The organism is Actinoplanes solisilvae, assembly GCF_003999975.1.
GTDB classification, from domain to species: Bacteria; Actinomycetota; Actinomycetes; order Mycobacteriales; family Micromonosporaceae; genus Actinoplanes; species Actinoplanes solisilvae.
In genome coordinates this window covers 284882-298980 of sequence record NZ_RJAC01000006.1, presented here as the reverse complement: position 1 = coordinate 298980, position 14099 = coordinate 284882, and the positions used below count along the sequence as shown (strand labels likewise).

13 protein-coding genes and 1 pseudogene are annotated in these 14099 nt (G+C 71.1%); 10 read left to right on the top strand and 4 right to left on the bottom strand.

Features of this window, described 5'->3' with window-relative positions; all coding sequences use genetic code 11:
• Complete coding sequence (locus EER30_RS19045; protein ID WP_127501827.1) at positions 1-579, bottom strand: nucleotidyltransferase family protein; 579 nt, start codon at positions 577-579, stop codon at positions 1-3.
• A gap of 524 nt (positions 580-1103) precedes the next feature.
• On the opposite strand from EER30_RS19045, the gene EER30_RS19040 reads away from it, so the two are divergent.
• Together EER30_RS19040 and EER30_RS19035 are read left to right on the top strand one after the other, a co-directional pair.
• On the top strand, positions 1104-2168 hold the full coding sequence (locus EER30_RS19040) for an RNA ligase RtcB family protein (protein ID WP_205650290.1): 1065 nt from the start codon (positions 1104-1106) through the stop codon (positions 2166-2168).
• Positions 2165-2794: a peptide chain release factor-like protein gene (locus tag EER30_RS19035; protein ID WP_127501825.1), complete on the top strand. Its 630-nt coding sequence runs from the start codon at positions 2165-2167 to the stop codon at positions 2792-2794. The genes EER30_RS19040 and EER30_RS19035 overlap by 4 nt, the downstream gene beginning before the upstream one ends.
• Here the strand turns inward: EER30_RS19035 and EER30_RS19030 are convergent.
• Positions 2739-3476 carry a dienelactone hydrolase family protein gene (locus EER30_RS19030; protein ID WP_127501824.1) on the bottom strand — a complete coding sequence of 246 codons (738 nt, stop codon included), beginning with the start codon at positions 3474-3476 and terminating at the stop codon, positions 2739-2741. The two genes, EER30_RS19035 and EER30_RS19030, sit on opposite strands and share 56 nt — an antisense overlap.
• A gap of 76 nt (positions 3477-3552) precedes the next feature.
• Here EER30_RS19030 and EER30_RS19025 point away from each other — a divergent pair, with 76 nt between their 5' ends.
• Both EER30_RS19025 and EER30_RS19020 read left to right on the top strand, forming a co-directional pair.
• A complete protein-coding gene (locus EER30_RS19025; protein ID WP_164842377.1) occupies positions 3553-4419 on the top strand; it encodes a S66 peptidase family protein in 867 nt (288 codons plus the stop codon).
• 67 nt (positions 4420-4486) lie between these two features.
• A complete protein-coding gene (locus EER30_RS19020; protein ID WP_127501822.1) occupies positions 4487-6538 on the top strand; it encodes a M14 family zinc carboxypeptidase in 2052 nt (683 codons plus the stop codon).
• Positions 6539-6560: 22 nt separating this feature from the next.
• Here EER30_RS19020 and EER30_RS19015 read toward each other — a convergent pair whose 3' ends face one another.
• On the bottom strand, positions 6561-7235 hold the full coding sequence (locus EER30_RS19015; RefSeq protein ID WP_127501821.1) for an SDR family NAD(P)-dependent oxidoreductase: 675 nt from the start codon (positions 7233-7235) through the stop codon (positions 6561-6563).
• A gap of 105 nt (positions 7236-7340) precedes the next feature.
• On the opposite strand from EER30_RS19015, the gene EER30_RS19010 reads away from it, so the two are divergent.
• Entirely contained in the window at positions 7341-8198 is an 858-nt protein-coding gene (locus EER30_RS19010; protein ID WP_127501820.1) for a helix-turn-helix domain-containing protein, read from the top strand.
• A 540-nt stretch (positions 8199-8738) separates the two neighbouring features.
• On the opposite strand, the gene EER30_RS48730 is transcribed toward EER30_RS19010, so the two are convergent.
• On the bottom strand, positions 8739-9188 hold the full coding sequence (locus EER30_RS48730) for a hypothetical protein (RefSeq protein WP_240670133.1): 450 nt from the start codon (positions 9186-9188) through the stop codon (positions 8739-8741).
• Between the two features lie 318 nt (positions 9189-9506).
• Between EER30_RS48730 and EER30_RS49955 the strand changes: the two are divergent.
• From EER30_RS49955 to EER30_RS18990, 5 genes and pseudogenes are all read left to right on the top strand, one after another.
• A pseudogene (locus EER30_RS49955) lies at positions 9507-9689 on the top strand (BTAD domain-containing putative transcriptional regulator); the annotation flags it as partial.
• A 174-nt stretch (positions 9690-9863) separates the two neighbouring features.
• On the top strand, positions 9864-11837 hold the full coding sequence (locus EER30_RS48725; RefSeq protein ID WP_240670131.1) for an ATP-binding protein: 1974 nt from the start codon (positions 9864-9866) through the stop codon (positions 11835-11837).
• Between the two features lie 77 nt (positions 11838-11914).
• Positions 11915-12526, top strand: coding sequence for a hypothetical protein (locus EER30_RS19000; RefSeq protein ID WP_127501818.1), 612 nt, complete (start codon positions 11915-11917; stop codon positions 12524-12526).
• Positions 12516-13163: a bifunctional 4-hydroxy-2-oxoglutarate aldolase/2-dehydro-3-deoxy-phosphogluconate aldolase gene (locus EER30_RS18995; RefSeq protein ID WP_127501817.1), complete on the top strand. Its 648-nt coding sequence runs from the start codon at positions 12516-12518 to the stop codon at positions 13161-13163. Before EER30_RS19000 ends, EER30_RS18995 begins: the two co-directional genes overlap by 11 nt.
• On the top strand, positions 13160-14086 hold the full coding sequence (locus EER30_RS18990) for a sugar kinase (protein WP_127501816.1): 927 nt from the start codon (positions 13160-13162) through the stop codon (positions 14084-14086). The genes EER30_RS18995 and EER30_RS18990 overlap by 4 nt, the downstream gene beginning before the upstream one ends.
• Positions 14087-14099: the final 13 nt, after the last annotated feature.

Here is a 14099-nt window from a genome sequence, read left to right as displayed (position 1 = left end):
TCAGCTCCTTGCCCTCGAGTGCGGGTTCAACTCCGGAAGATCGAGGTCCAGGTCGTCGGCCACGTCTCCGACCGGGACGACCCGCACGTCGCGGGCTCGCAGATAGTCACGCGCGCCGGAATCACCCGTCGCCGTCTCGATCACGCCGGCCCAGTGCGCCCGGCCCAGCAGTACCGGATGCCCGCGCCGCTTGCCGTAGCCACCCATCACCAGCGCGTCGACTGTTCCGTGGGCGACCACCCGCCGTACGGCTTCGGCGGTCACACCGGGCATATCGACCAGAAGCACCACAGCGGACTCGGCGCTGGTCAACGCGGTCAGCCCGACTTTGAGGGACGACCCGAGACCCGACCGCCAGTCTTCGTTGATCACGGTCGGCGGCAGGTCGGGCGCCACTTCTCGCACCCGCTCGGCCTCGGCCCCGAGCACGACCACGATCTCGTCGACCCCGGCCTCTTTCAACGTGTCGGCGGCCCGCTGCACGAGAAGGCGATCGGGGTAGGGCACGAGCGCTTTCGGCATGCCGTAGCGACTGCCCGCGCCCGCCGCGAGCACCAGCCCGCCGGTCACCCTGCCCATGGATCGAGCGTAGTCGGCCCTGCGCTCCCCGCCCCTGTCGTGATCCGCAACTGTTGTAAAACCCGAGACCTATTGCCGCCGCGAAGTGGCAATCGCACATCGCCTACTACCGCTGGTCGGCCCACCCACCCGGGGAGTGCGGCGGCGAGCCTACGCTCCGGCAACAAGGCGAATCGAAGTTGTCCACAGCGCCGTCAACTGCTCCTAGCCAACCCACCCGCCCGGGGTTGCGGGCGAGCCTACGCCGCGCCGCGCTGCCGAATTGGGTTATCCACAGGCAGCCGGGCGGCGGGCGGCGGGCGGCGGGCGTGATCGAAAAATCGGTTGCCCGGGGTCGGCGGGTAGGTCAGAGTCTGGGGCATGACGTACTGACGGAATTCCGGCTCGGGCACCGCCGCTACCGCGCGCTGAAACACGGCCGCGACCAGCGGGTCCTTGCTGATCGTGAAGGCATCTCGCCGCCGTCCTTGTTCGTCAGTTCCCGGTCCGGGTCAACCGGCCGTTCCCGCAGTGGAGTTTCCGTTTTGTCGCACCGTGCCTCCGTGCAGGTTTTCGCCTCGTCCGGGAGTTGGATCGAGTCCGACGCCCTCACCCAGCTCGATCAGGTCGCCGCCCTCGACGGCATGCGTCACGTCGCCGGTATGCCCGATCTGCACCCCGGGAAGGGCGCCCCGATCGGCGCCGCCATGCTCTCGTCGACGCTCTATCCGTTCCTGGTCGGCTCCGACATCGGCTGCGGCATCGCCGTTTTCCCGATCAGGCTCAAGCGCCCCAACCCCGAGAAGATCGCCGCCCGTTTTCCTGACCTCGACCGCCCGCTCACCCCGGACGACGACGACTGGCCGGACGAGATCCCCGGCGACCACCTCGACAGCCTCGCCACCGTCGGCCGCGGCAACCACTTCGTCGAGCTGGCCCGCGTCGACACCGCGTACGACAACTCCCCTGTCGGCAAGGGCGATCTCGTCCTGATCGTCCACAGCGGATCCCGCGGTTTCGGCGAGTCGATACTTCGGGCGCACACCGAGGTTCACGGCGCGGGCCCGGCCGCCGACCCCGCCGCCTACCTCAAGGCCCACGACCACGCCGTACGGTGGGGGTCGCTGAACCGCCGGCTCATGGCGCGCCGGGTAGCGCGCGCGCTCGGCGCCGAACCCACCGACCCGATCGTCGACGAGTGCCACAACCTGGTCGAGCTGAGGGACGGGCTCTACCTGCACCGCAAGGGCGCGGCCCGCGGCGACGGCCGGAACGTGCTCGTCGCCGGCACCCGCGGCACCGCGTCGTACCTGGTCGCCGCCCACGCCGGCCCCGACGCGAACTACTCGGTGGCTCACGGCGCGGGCCGCAAGATGTCGCGTTCCGACGCGCTGCGGCGCAATAGGGCGAAGCACACTGTGGATGAGCTCCGGCGTACGCGGGTGGGGTCTTTCGTCGTCTGCGGCGACCGGCAACTGCTCTTCGAGGAGGCGCCGGCGGCTTACAAGCGCATCGAGCAGGTGATCGGCGACCTGACCGCGCACGAGCTGGCCACTCCCCTGGCTGTGACGGTTCCGCTGGTCACCTTCAAGACGCGGGGGCGCTCGTGACTACCTATCTGCTGCTCTCGTCCGGGCGCGGCCCGCGGGAGTGCGAGTGGGCGGTGGCCGAGATCGCGAAGAAGCTGGAGGCCGCCACTCGAACCGCTCGTCTCGAGACCGTGCCCGGCGAACACCCCGGCACGTTCCGCTCGATCCTCTTCGAGATCGAGGACGACGAGGTCGCCAGGACGTGGACCGGCACGCTGTGCTGGCAGGCGCCCAGCCCTTACCGCTCGGGGATCGGGCGCAAGAACTGGTACGTCACCGCGCAGCCCTGCACCCTCGAAACGGAGTCGCCGGCCTTCGACGAGGACGACGTCGACATGGTCCCGATCCGCACCGGCGGTCCCGGCGGGCAGCACCGCAACAAGGCGAGCACCGCCGTGCGGGCCACCCACCGGCCGTCGGGCCTGGTCGTCGTGGTCGACACCGAACGGCAGCTCTCGCTCAACCGGAAAATCGCGCTCCGGTTGCTGCGCGAGCGCCTCGAGTCGGCCGGCGTCGCCGCCGAACGGGACGCGATCACCGCCCGGTGGCGGGTGCACGACGATCTCGTACGCGGAAACCCGGCCCGGACATTCAGAGCGAGCGACCCCCGAGGAACGAGATCGCCTCGGCCAGCCCGAGATCGGTGAGCGCCGGGTCGTAGCGGGGACCGACGTCGCGCATGAACGCGTGCTCGCCACCGGCGTACACGTGCAGTTCCAGATCTTCGAGGCCGGCTTCGTAGAGCGCCGAGACGATCTGGACGCGCGCGGCGGCGGGCACGTGCGGGTCGCGGGAACCAAAAATGATCATGAGTTGGCCGCCGATGTCGGCCGCGCGGGCGAGCGAGCCGGCGTGGTCGGCGCCGAGCGCGCCGTTGTGCAGGCCGGTCGGATAGAAGCAGACGGTCGAGGCGACCCGCTCGTCGAAGGCGGCCCGGAAGGCCAGGTGACCGCCGAGGCAGAAGCCGGCCGCGTGCACGGTCGTGACGTCATCGCACTGGGCCAGGTAGTCGACCACCGCGACCCGGTCCTCGTCGAACTCGGCCGTCGTCATCGACGCCGCGCCGGCCAGCCCGGCGGCCTTGCCCGCGTCGTCGAACTCGAGCGCCACCCCGGCCAGCTCGCCGCGCGGGTAGATCTCGGGCACGCACACCACGAAGCCGGCCGCGGCGAGACGGCGGCAGGTGCGCAGCGTCGACTCGGTGAGCTGGAAGATGTCGGAGTAGACCAGCACCGCGGGCCGGTTCCCACCGCCGTCAGGCGTGAGCACCTTGGCCCGGATCAGGTGGCCCGCGCCGGGAATGCGTACCTCTTCCTCGTGCACCTTCATGCCGCGCACCCTACTGCCAAGATCCCGCCCGACACCGAACCATCGCCCCGAGGCGGAGTGGCGCGATAATGCGATCGTGCAGAGTGCATCTGAGTATGTCGATGTCGTCCGGCCACCCAAGCTGCGCGCCGGCGATCACGTGCGACTGGTGTCGCCGACCGGCTCGCCGGAGCGGGCCGAGGTCGAGCGCACGACCCACTGGCTCGAGAGCCTCGGTCTCAAGGTCTCGGTCGGCACCCACACGCTCGACGCGGCCGGCGACGACGACCGGATCCGCGACGTCGATCAGGCGCTGCGAGACCTGTCGGTCAAGGCGATCATCGTGGTCGGCGGCGGCACCGGGGCCCATCGGATCGCCGACGACCTCGACTTCACGACCGCGGCTCACCTGCCGACGCTGCTGGTCGGCTTCCGCGACTGCACGATCCTGCACCTGGCCTTCTGGGAACGGGCCGGGCTGGCGGGCATCTACGGCGGGCCCGACCGGTCCTTCGTCGCGGCCGCCTTCGGCACAACCCCCGTTCTCGTACGCAGTGAGCCCGATTCGCACACCGCGGAGCTGACCACCACCGGGCGGGCGTACGGGGTGCTGCTCGGCGGCGACCAGGAGCAGATCGCCACCGCCGCCGGGTGGGTGCTCCCGAGCCTGCACGGCGCGATCCTGCTGCTCGAAGGGCACGGCCTTCGCCCTTCGCAGATCGACCGCCAGTTGACGATGCTGCAGCGCACCGGCCGGCTTCAGGGCGTACGGGCGGTGGCCGTCGGACGTTACGTCGAGTGCGGCCCGGGTCCGGTCCTCGACGTGCTGCGTGAACGGCTGACCCCGCTGGGCGTGCCGATCCTCGGCGGGCTGCCGTTCGGCCAGGGCGCCGTCCCGATCGGCACCCCCGCGACTCTGGACGCCGACGCCGGAACGCTGACGATCGAGCCCGCGGTCTCCTAAGCATTGACATCCTGCTATGTAAGCGATGGGCTATTCAGCGACATCCTTCAATGAAGCAGGGGGTTCGATGTCGCTTCGGCCTCGGTGGATGGCGGCCGCCGCCGTCCTCGCTCTGATCATCACGCCGGCCTCGGTGCCGGCCCAGGCGGCGGCGCCCGACGGCGCTCCGCTCACGCTCGGCGCCGGCGAGTCGGCGCTCATCCGCTTCCGGCTGGCCGACGAGGCCGCGCTGCAACGTCTCGTGCGCGACGGCGCTGACCTCGCCGCGCGGCCCCGCACACAGAACGGCGCGGTGCTGCTCGACGCCGTCGTGGACGACCGGCAGCTCGCGACCCTCACCGGGCAGGGTGCGGTGGCGGTGCAGGTCATCCAGCGGCAGTCGGCCCCGTCGGCGCTGCGGGTCGCGGCCCAGCAGGCGGACACGCTGCACTTCCTGCAGGCGTACTGGTGGACCAGCAACGGGCGCACGTTCGTGCAGACCCAGGTGACAACGACGGCCACCGACGACCCGGACGTCGAGATCACGGTCACGTGGCGTACGGCTGACGGCGCTACCGGATCGTTCCCGCTCGTGCGTTTCGAGGACTCGGGTGAATACCAGTACCACTACGCGCTGCCACAGCGGCTGCCGGCGAAACCCGTTCAGGTGACGGCCGCGTCCAGCCTCGGCGGGACGTCCCGGGCGGTCACTCCGGCGACGTGGCCGGGGGCGACCCCGCCGCCGACGCCGAGCGGCTATCAGAAGGACTTCATCGACGCGTACATGACGCCGGTCGACGTGCGGGCGCGCATCAAGCGGCTCGGGCGGCAGTACCCGGCGCTGGTCGACGTGATCAACCTGCCCAACAAGACCCAGGGCTATCGGCGTACGGCGGTGGCCTATCTCGGTGATCCGAACGCGGCCGCCGTCGTCGTCGAGTCGGTGCAGTTCGGCGATCAGGGTATGAACGGCGCGCAGGTGCGGTCGGTCGACCCGGGTCTGCCGAACCGTCCACTCGCCGCCACGTACCGGGACCGGGTCTTGACCCTGCGCCTGGCCACCGACGCCGCCGGCAAGACCATCAGCACGACCGACGACGTGGCCGCCTTCATCAGCGCCCGCTACCCGCAGCGGTTCCGGGCCGTGGTCGAGCAGGGATCGGCCGGACTGCCGATGCCCGTGGCCGGACCGGCTCGCCTCGACGACGGCCTGAAGGGCACCGAGGTCCCGCGTGGCCCGTGGACCGTGCAGGCGCTGCGCATCGGCAAGGTCCGCGACGGCTCGAAGCCGGGCGTGCTGGCCTATTCGCAGGAGCACGCGCGCGAATGGGCGACCCCGCTCGTGACGCTCGAGTTCGCCGAGCGGCTGCTGGCCAACTACGCGACCGACCCCGCCACCCGCGCGCTGGTCGACTCGGTCGACGTCTTCGTGATCCCGACGGTCAACCCGGACGGGGCGAACTATTCGTTCAACGACTACAACTTCCAGCGCAAGAACCTGGTCAACCACTGCGCCGGCGCCGCCCGCGACCCCCGCAACCGTGACTCGTGGGGCGTCGACCTGAACCGCAACTACACCGTCGGCTCCTACTTCGACGGTTATGTCGGCGCCAGTGCCAACTGCCTTTCCGGCACGTACGCCGGCACGGCCGAACTCTCCGAGGCCGAGAGCGGCAACGTCATCGCCCTGGCCCAGGCGCACCCGAACATCGGCCTGGCCATGAACGTGCACAGCTACGGCGGCTACTTCATGTGGCCGCCCGGCGCCTACAAGGCCGACGGCCGGGTCACCCTGCCCCGCCCGTCGATCGACGAGTCGAAGTTCTTCCTGGACAGCGCCCGCCGCATCGTCGGCGCCATCTCGGCCGAACGCGGCACGGTGACCTGGCCGTCCTACACGGGCCCGGTGGCCGACGTCCTCTACTCGGCGGCCGGCAACTCGGCCGACCAGCTCTACTACGAGCTGGGCATCGACGCCTGGGACTTCGAGGTCGGCAACGACCTCTGGAACGAGACGACCCAGCAGTGGGAGGGCGTCGGATTCCAGCCACCCTTCGACGAGGCCCACGCCGAATCCCAGGAGTACGCGGGCGGGCTGGTCGAACTGGTCCGCGTGGCCAGGGACAAGGCCGCTTCCTGATTCAGCACCCGGCCGGGACCTCTCACCAGGACAGAACGCCGTTCTCGTCCTGCAGGGTTCCGGTCGGGCCGTCCTTCTCGATCGTGGCCCAGCGCACCACCACCCGGGCGCTCTCCTCCGGCGAACGGCCGATGCCGAAGGCGGCGGTCATGTCGGTAGCGGTGGGTCCGGGCTCGACGGCGTTGAACCTGATTCCCGGATACGCCTTGGCATATTGGACGGTCAGCATGGTGGCCGCCGCTTTCGACGCGGAATAGAGCGCGAGCGGCAAGCCGAACTCGACCCGGTCGGGATTGTTGACCGCCCAGAACGATCCGGCACTGCTGGAAACGGTGACCACGACCGGGTTCTCCGACTCACGCAGCAGTGGCAGGGCCGCCTCGGTGACGCGGACGATTCCCACCGCGTTGACGTCGAACGCCTTCAGGGCCGCCGGACCGTCAAGTCCGTCGTTGGCGAGAATGCCCGCGTTGTGCACGAGCACGTCGAGCCGGCCGATCGCCGCCAACGCCTTGTTGACCGAGGCATCGTCGGTCACATCAAGCTGGACAAATCGTACGCCGAGGGTGGCCGCGGCCTTCTCACCCCGCTCGACGTCACGCGCGCCGAGATAGACGACGTGACCCAATTCCTTCAGCTGCCTGGCGGTTTCGAAGCCGATGCCCTTGTTGGCGCCGGTGATGAGCGTGACTGTCATGCCGCGAAACGCTAGGCGCGGTTCACGACCCCAACCAGAGCACTCTCGTGCCAGGGGAATGAGAGGCCCCCCTCTGCGAGCCGCGCGCCGACCTACGCTGGCGGGGTGAGCGAGACGACGAACGCCCTCGGCGCCTACCTGCGCGCCCGGCGCGAACTGGTGACACCCCAGCAGGCGGGCATCCCCGACTTCGGCGTGCGGCGCGTACCCGGCCTGCGGCGCGAGGAGGTCGCCATGCTGGCCGGCATCAGCGCCGACTACTACCTGCGGCTCGAGCGGGGCCGCAACCGGAACCCGTCCGTGCCGGTGCTGGAGTCGATCGCCCGGGTACTCCACCTCGACGACGACCACTTCGCCCATCTGCTCACACTGGTGCACGAGGGGTCACGACGACGTCCCCGTAAACAGACACCGCCGGCCGGCGCGCTCAAACTGCTGGACTCGCTCATCCAGCCGGCCTTCATCGAGGACCGCTACTTCGACATCCTGGCCTCGAACAATTTGGCGCGGGCGCTCTCCCCGGGCCTCGCCGTGGGCGGCAACCAGCTACGAGATCTGTTCCTGAACCCGGCCGAACAGGCCCTGCACCCGGAGTGGGAGAACGTCACGGAATGCTTCGTGGCCAACCTGCGCCAGGCCGTGGGAAACGACGTCGAGGACACGCGTTTCGTCGAGCTCACCGGTCAGCTCTCCTTGGCCAGCCCGCGATTCCGGCAGCTCTGGGCCCGCCACGAGGTGCGAAGCCAGCGCGGCACCCCGATCCGTCTCCACCACCCGCAGATCGGCCCCCTGACGCTGAACCGCGAACGCCTGAACATCAGCGGAACCGACGCCCTGATGCTCGTCATCTACCACCCCGACCCCGACTCCCCCGACGCGGAGAAACTGGCCCTCCTGGCCTCAGCGAACCTGCCCACCTCACCGGAACGGACCCGCCGCCGGCCCGTCACCGAGGCCGGCTGAACACCGCCACTTCGTAGCCCGCGGCGACGGCCCCGGGTGGCGCGGCGTCCCAGCCGGGCGGGCGTCGTGAAGCCGCATTGTGCAGCCGGTCTTGTGGTCGGCCGGCTGCGCGGACTGCTCAAACTGGCCACCGCCGCGGTCCCGCACCATGCCGCCCGGTCGCGCCAACCCGGTAGTCACGCAAACCGCCCAAGCCGGCACCGCCGCGGTCCCGCACCATGCCGCTACACCACCGCAACAGGCAGCACCACCCGCGACGACGATGGCGGCCCGCTCGGCCAGTCGCGCATCCCGCCTATATCGCCGCAGTTTGCTTGAAACCGGCGATGCTCCAAGCCATGATCGGCGGGCCTCGAGTGCGACGGGTTTCCGACTCCGCTCGAACCTCTCGCATTTCGATGGAGCTTGGTGGATGCGATACACCCCAAATGCCCCTACTCGTCCCTGATAGCGAGGGTGAATGTCCTGCTCAGGGTGGTGAACAAGCCTGATGACGACGGGTGAACGAGCCGGACTGGGACGGGTGAAAGGGCGAGGCGATCATGCGGTGGGACGTCGTATGTTCGGCGGGTGTTCGTTCGGATGCTGGGGGCGTTCGAAGTCAGCGGCGGAGCCGGGCCGGTCGTCGTGGCCGGAGGCAGTCAGCGGATCGTGCTGGCTCTGCTCGCGCTGCATGCCGGGCGGCCGGTCGGGGTGCCGGCGCTCGTTGACGCGCTCTGGCCGGAAGGGGCGCCGGCGTCGGCCCGCAACAGTTTGCAGTCTCATGTGGCGCGGGTGCGGGCGGCGCTCGGGATGCCGGGGCTGATCGCGCACGGGCCCGCGGGTTACTGTCTGGCGGCAGACCGGGCGGATGTCGACGTACTCCGCTTCGAGGACCTGCTGCGCGAGGACGCACTCGTCGAAGCGCTCAATCTCTGGCGGGGGCCGCCGCTGCCCGAGTTCGGGGGCGAGCCGTTCCGGGGCATCGCCGAACGACTGACCGGGCTGCACCGCGAGGCCTTGGCCCGCCAGGTCGCCGAACTGTCCAACGAACGCGAGCCCTCGACCAAGATCGGGATCGGGACTGGAGCTGGCATCGAGACTGGGGTTGGGGCCGAGGCTGAGCCTGGGACCAGGGCGAGGGCTGGGACCAGGGCCGGGACCGGGGCCGGGACCGCGGCTGGGGCCGGGACCGCGGCTGGGGCCGGGACCGGGGCCGGGACTGCGGCTGGGGCCGGGACCCGGGTCGGATCCGAGACCGCGTCGGCACCGCCTGCGCCACCTCCGATCGTTGGCGCAGCGCCAACAGCGGCCGACCTTGAGCGGGCAGTGGATCGGCTTCAAGAAGCGGCGGCCGACGACCCTTGCTGGGAACGCGGCGCTACCGTTCTCGCGACGGCGCTGAGTCGCACGGGGCGGCGTGGGGAGGGACTCGAGGCGCTGCGGCGGCACGCGGATGCGGTGGTGGATCGGCTCGGGATCGATCCGTCGGAGAGCGTACGGCTGTTGCAGGTTTCGATTTTGCGGGGTGAGCTTGACCCGGGTCATCGCGCGAAAGGCGCGCATCGGCCTCAGCCACCCGCTCAGCCGGCGAGGGAAATCGCGAACAATAGGGAACCCGTACGAAAGAGAAGCGTGCCCCTGCGGTTTTCCAGCTTTCTTGGCAGGGAGGGTGAGCAGCGGAGGTTGGCCGAGTTGCTGGCCGAGCCGGGGCTGGTGACCGTGGCGGGGCCGGGCGGGGTCGGGAAGACGCGGCTGGTGGCCGAGACCGTCCGGGCCGGAGCGCGGGTGGCCTGGGTCGACGCGGCTGATGTGTCCGCTGAGGACTTTTTCGCGGCCGTGGCTACGGGGGTGGGGGCGCGCATGGGTCCGCTCGACGAACCGCTCGAAGTCATCGGGCAGCGCGCGAAGGACTTCACGGTGGTGGTGCTCGACAACTGTGAACACGTCGTCGGATCAGCGGCTGCGGTGGTCGAGGCGATGCGGGACGTGCGGGTCGTGGTGACCAGCCAGGAGCGGCTGCGGGTGGACGGGGAGCGGGTCGTCGATCTCGGGCCGCTCGATCCGGAGGCGGCCGCGCGGCTGTTCCTCGAACGGGCCGGAATCGAACGGGCCGGAGTCGAACCGGCCGGAATCGAACGGACCGGAATCGAACCGGCCGGAATCGAACTGGACGACAACGTCGACGAGATCGTGCGGCGGCTCGACCGGATGCCGCTGGCGATCGAGCTGGCGGCCACGCAGGCGTCCGCGCTGGGGGTCGGTGAGCTGCGGGAACGGCTCGACGATCGGCTCGATCTGCTGGTCCGGGGCAGGCGTACGGGCAGTGCCCGCCATCGGACCCTGCGAGCCGTTGTGGAGTGGTCGTTCGGGCTGCTCGACCCGGCCGGGCGTACGGTGCTGGTGCGGCTCTCGGCGTTCGCGGGCGGGTTCACGATCGCGCAGGCCGAGGCGGTCGTCGCCGATGACGTCGTGCCGCGTCGTGAGGTCGCGGCGGTGCTGGCGTCGCTGGTAGACCGGTCGCTGGTCGTCCGCCACGGGCCCGGGCGGTTCCGGCTGCTGGAGACAATTCGGGCGTACGCTGCCTCGCTGCTGGACGACGAACGAGAGGAACTCTTCCGGCGGCACGCCGACGTCATGCTGGACGCCGCCCGTCGGCTCGACCGGGAGATGCGCGGGCCGGAACAGGCCGCCGCTGTGCGCGAGTTCGACGCCCTGCTGCCCGACCTGCGCCTCGCGGCGGTCCGCGGTTCCCCCGACGATCTCGCCGCTGCCATGTACCGGTACGGCTACCGCTGCCAGCAGTACGAGGTGCTGGCGTGGGGGCTGTCCGGCACGAAGCCCGACGCCCTGGCCGCCGCGGCCACCCACGCCTGGGGCCGGGGCGACCTGACCGCGGCACGCGCGCTGGCCTCCGCCGCGAGGACGCCGAGCGACTCCGTCCATGAGGTGCTCGGTGACGTCGCGCTGGTGTCGTGCGACCCGGACGAGGCCCTCGCCCACTACCGCGCGATGGGCAGCGAGCCGGTGCACCGCGTCTCCGGCCTGGTCGGCGAGGCTCTGGTGCTGGCCTGGTCGGGCCGGGTTCCCGAGGCGGTGACGGCGGCGTCGTCCGCTGTGGAGCTGGCCGCGGTGACCGGCAACCCGAGCGCGCGGGCCGAGGCGCTCTACGGGCTGGGCGAGGCGCTGGGCGACAGCGACCCCGGTCGGGCGCTCGACCTGCTCGGGGAGGCCGCCGAGCTGGCCGCGTCCGTCGACGACCGGCTGTTCCTCGGGGCCTCGGAGACGGCGGCGGTGGCGATCCGCAGCCGGCACGGCGACCCGTTCACCGCTTTGCGGGAGTTTCGCGAGGTGCTGGCGATGTGGCAGCGGGTCGGCAACGACACCCTGCAGACGGCGGCCCTGCGCAACCTGGTCGTGCTGCTCGTGCGGGTCGGCGCCGACGAGACGGCCGTGCTGGTCGACGCCGCGCTGCCGCCCGCCGACGTCTACCCGGCCGAGCAGGCCCGCCTCGACCGGGCCCGGGCGGCCGCCGCCGAACGGCTCGGCGTTGCTCGGGTCGGGATTCTCAAGAAGCGCGGAGCGGTGCTCACCCCGGCCCTGGTGCACGACGAAGCGTCACGCGCCATCGACGCAGTGCTGTCCCGGATGGCCGGATAGGTGAGCTTTGGTCGCCGCCCGGTCACGATCGGCGTGCGGGCCGCGACCGCCGGGCCCGGCGTCGCTACGGTTAGCGCGTGTCTGACATCCCGTGGTGGGGGCTGCCCCTCGTCGCTGCCTTGTTCGCCCTGGCCGGAGCCGCAACGGTCCAGCTCACGACCGCTCGCAACGACTACCTGCGCAGCCGGCGGCGGCGCACCCGCCGGTGGTACGAGGAGCGGACCACCGCGTACGTGGCTCTGCTCGCGGTCTTCGAGCGCGACTTCTACCGCTTGCGTACGGCCTCCGACGCGGGTGAGAAGCCGGTGCCCGCCCTGGTCTACCTCGACGAGGTCGCCCCGGCTCTGATGCAGGTGCGGCTGCTCGCCTCGGGCCCGGTGCGCAGCGCCGCCCTCGCCGTCCACCTGTTGCTGCAGAAGTTGCACGGCGACATGAACCCGGCCGCCGTCATCGGGGTCGAACCGCAGATCCACTTCCGTGAGCTGCTCACCCAGGTGCCGCTGATCATGCAGCAGTTCGAGGCGGCGATCCGCGACGAGCTGCGGATCGAGACGATGCCCCCGATGCAGACCACGGTGGCCGACGCTGACCTGCGCGGACGCACCTGGTCGAAGCTGAGACGCCCCGCACGCAGCGAACCTCTGGATGGACACGCCGACATCCGGCAGGATCTGAGTCGTGACCGATGAGAGCGCACCCCTCGATTCCGTGTCCGCCGCCGTGGTCAACAGCGGGATCGTCGCGATCCTGAGGGCCCCCACGGCCGACTATTTCGCCGCCATCGCCGAGGTCCTGGCCGAGAACGGTGTGACCGCCATCGAGGTGACGCTGACCTCGCGTGGCGCCCTCGAAGCGCTGGCCGGTCTGCGCCGTCAGCTGCCGGCCTCGGTGGCGGTCGGCGCCGGCACCGTGCTGACCCTCGACGACGCGAAGGCCTCGGTCGACGCCGGGGCCGAGTTCCTCGTCTCCCCGGTGCTCGACCTCGACCTGGTCGCCGCCTCCGACGTGCCGTTCATCCCCGGCACGAGCACGCCGACCGAGATGTACGCCGCCCATCAGGCCGGCGCTGCGCTGGTCAAGCTGTTCCCGGCGTCCAGCCTCGGCCCCGACTTCCTGCGCAACGTGCGCGCCCCACTCCCCCAGATCAACGTCATGACCACCGGCGGCATCAAGATCGAAGACATCGCCGACTGGCTGTTCGCCGGGGCCAAGGCGGTCGGGCTGGGCGGCCCGCTGGTCGGCGACGCCGTCGTCGGGGGCAGCCTCACATCCCTCGCGGCCCGCGCCCGGCACGCGGTCAGCGCGGTCTCGTTCGCCCGCTCATGACCGGGCTACTCACCTTCGGTGAGACGTTGGGGCTGATCGCCGGGGACGGCATCGGCCCGCTGGCCCACACGAAAAACTTCACGTTGAGCATCGGCGGGGCCGAGAGCAACGTGGCGATGGGCGTGGCCCGTCTCGGCGGTGCGGCCTCGTGGCGCGGACGGGTCGGGCCCGACGCGACCGGCGCCCTGATCGCGGCCCGCGTGGCGGCGGCCGGGGTGCATACGGTGGCGATCCCCGACGAATCGTTCACCGGCCTGATGGTGCGCCATCGGCGGTCCGGCGAGTTCACCCAGGTCGACTATCACCGGGCCGGAAGCGCGGGTTCTCGCCTGTCCCCGGCCGACATCCCGGCGGCCTCCATCGCCGAGGCGGCGATCCTGCACGTCACGGGCATCACGCCGGCCTTGAGCGAGTCGGCCCGGTCGGCGGTCTTCCAGTCGATCGAGACGGCCCGCGCGGCCGGGGTCCCGGTCTCGATCGACGTGAACTACCGCTCCAAGCTGTGGAGCCGGTACGACGCCGCGCCCGTTCTCCGCGACCTGGTGTCCCGGGCCGACGTGGTGTTCGCGTCCCCCGAGGAGGCCGAGCTCTTCGTCGACCCGGGCGACGTGGCCGCGTCCCTGGCCAAGCTCGGGCCCACCGAGGTGATCGTGAAGGACGGCGGACGGGGCTGCACCGCCCTGATCGCCGGGGTGCGCCACAGCGTGCCGGCCCTCGCGGTCACGGTGGTCGACCCGGTGGGCGCCGGGGACGCTTTCGTGGCGGGTTACCTGGCCGACCGGCTGGCCGGAGCCTCCGCGGCCGCCCGCCTGGGCACGGCGATCGCGGCCGGGGCTTTCGCGGTGACCGTGCCCGGTGACTGCGAGGGCGCCCCGACCCGAGCCGAACTGGCCGCCCTGACCGGCGACGACGTACGCCGCTGAGCCGCCGTCCGGC

Coding starts and splice junctions, on each gene's coding strand:
- EER30_RS18990 (WP_127501816.1), top strand. CDS start 13,160: ATGACCGGGCTACTCACCTTCGGTGAGACGTTGGGGCTGATCGCCGGG.
- EER30_RS19045 (WP_127501827.1), bottom strand. CDS start 579: ATGGGCAGGGTGACCGGCGGGCTGGTGCTCGCGGCGGGCGCGGGCAGT.
- EER30_RS19020 (WP_127501822.1), top strand. CDS start 4,487: ATGTCGCTTCGGCCTCGGTGGATGGCGGCCGCCGCCGTCCTCGCTCTG.
- EER30_RS19015 (WP_127501821.1), bottom strand. CDS start 7,235: ATGACAGTCACGCTCATCACCGGCGCCAACAAGGGCATCGGCTTCGAA.
- EER30_RS19030 (WP_127501824.1), bottom strand. CDS start 3,476: ATGAAGGTGCACGAGGAAGAGGTACGCATTCCCGGCGCGGGCCACCTG.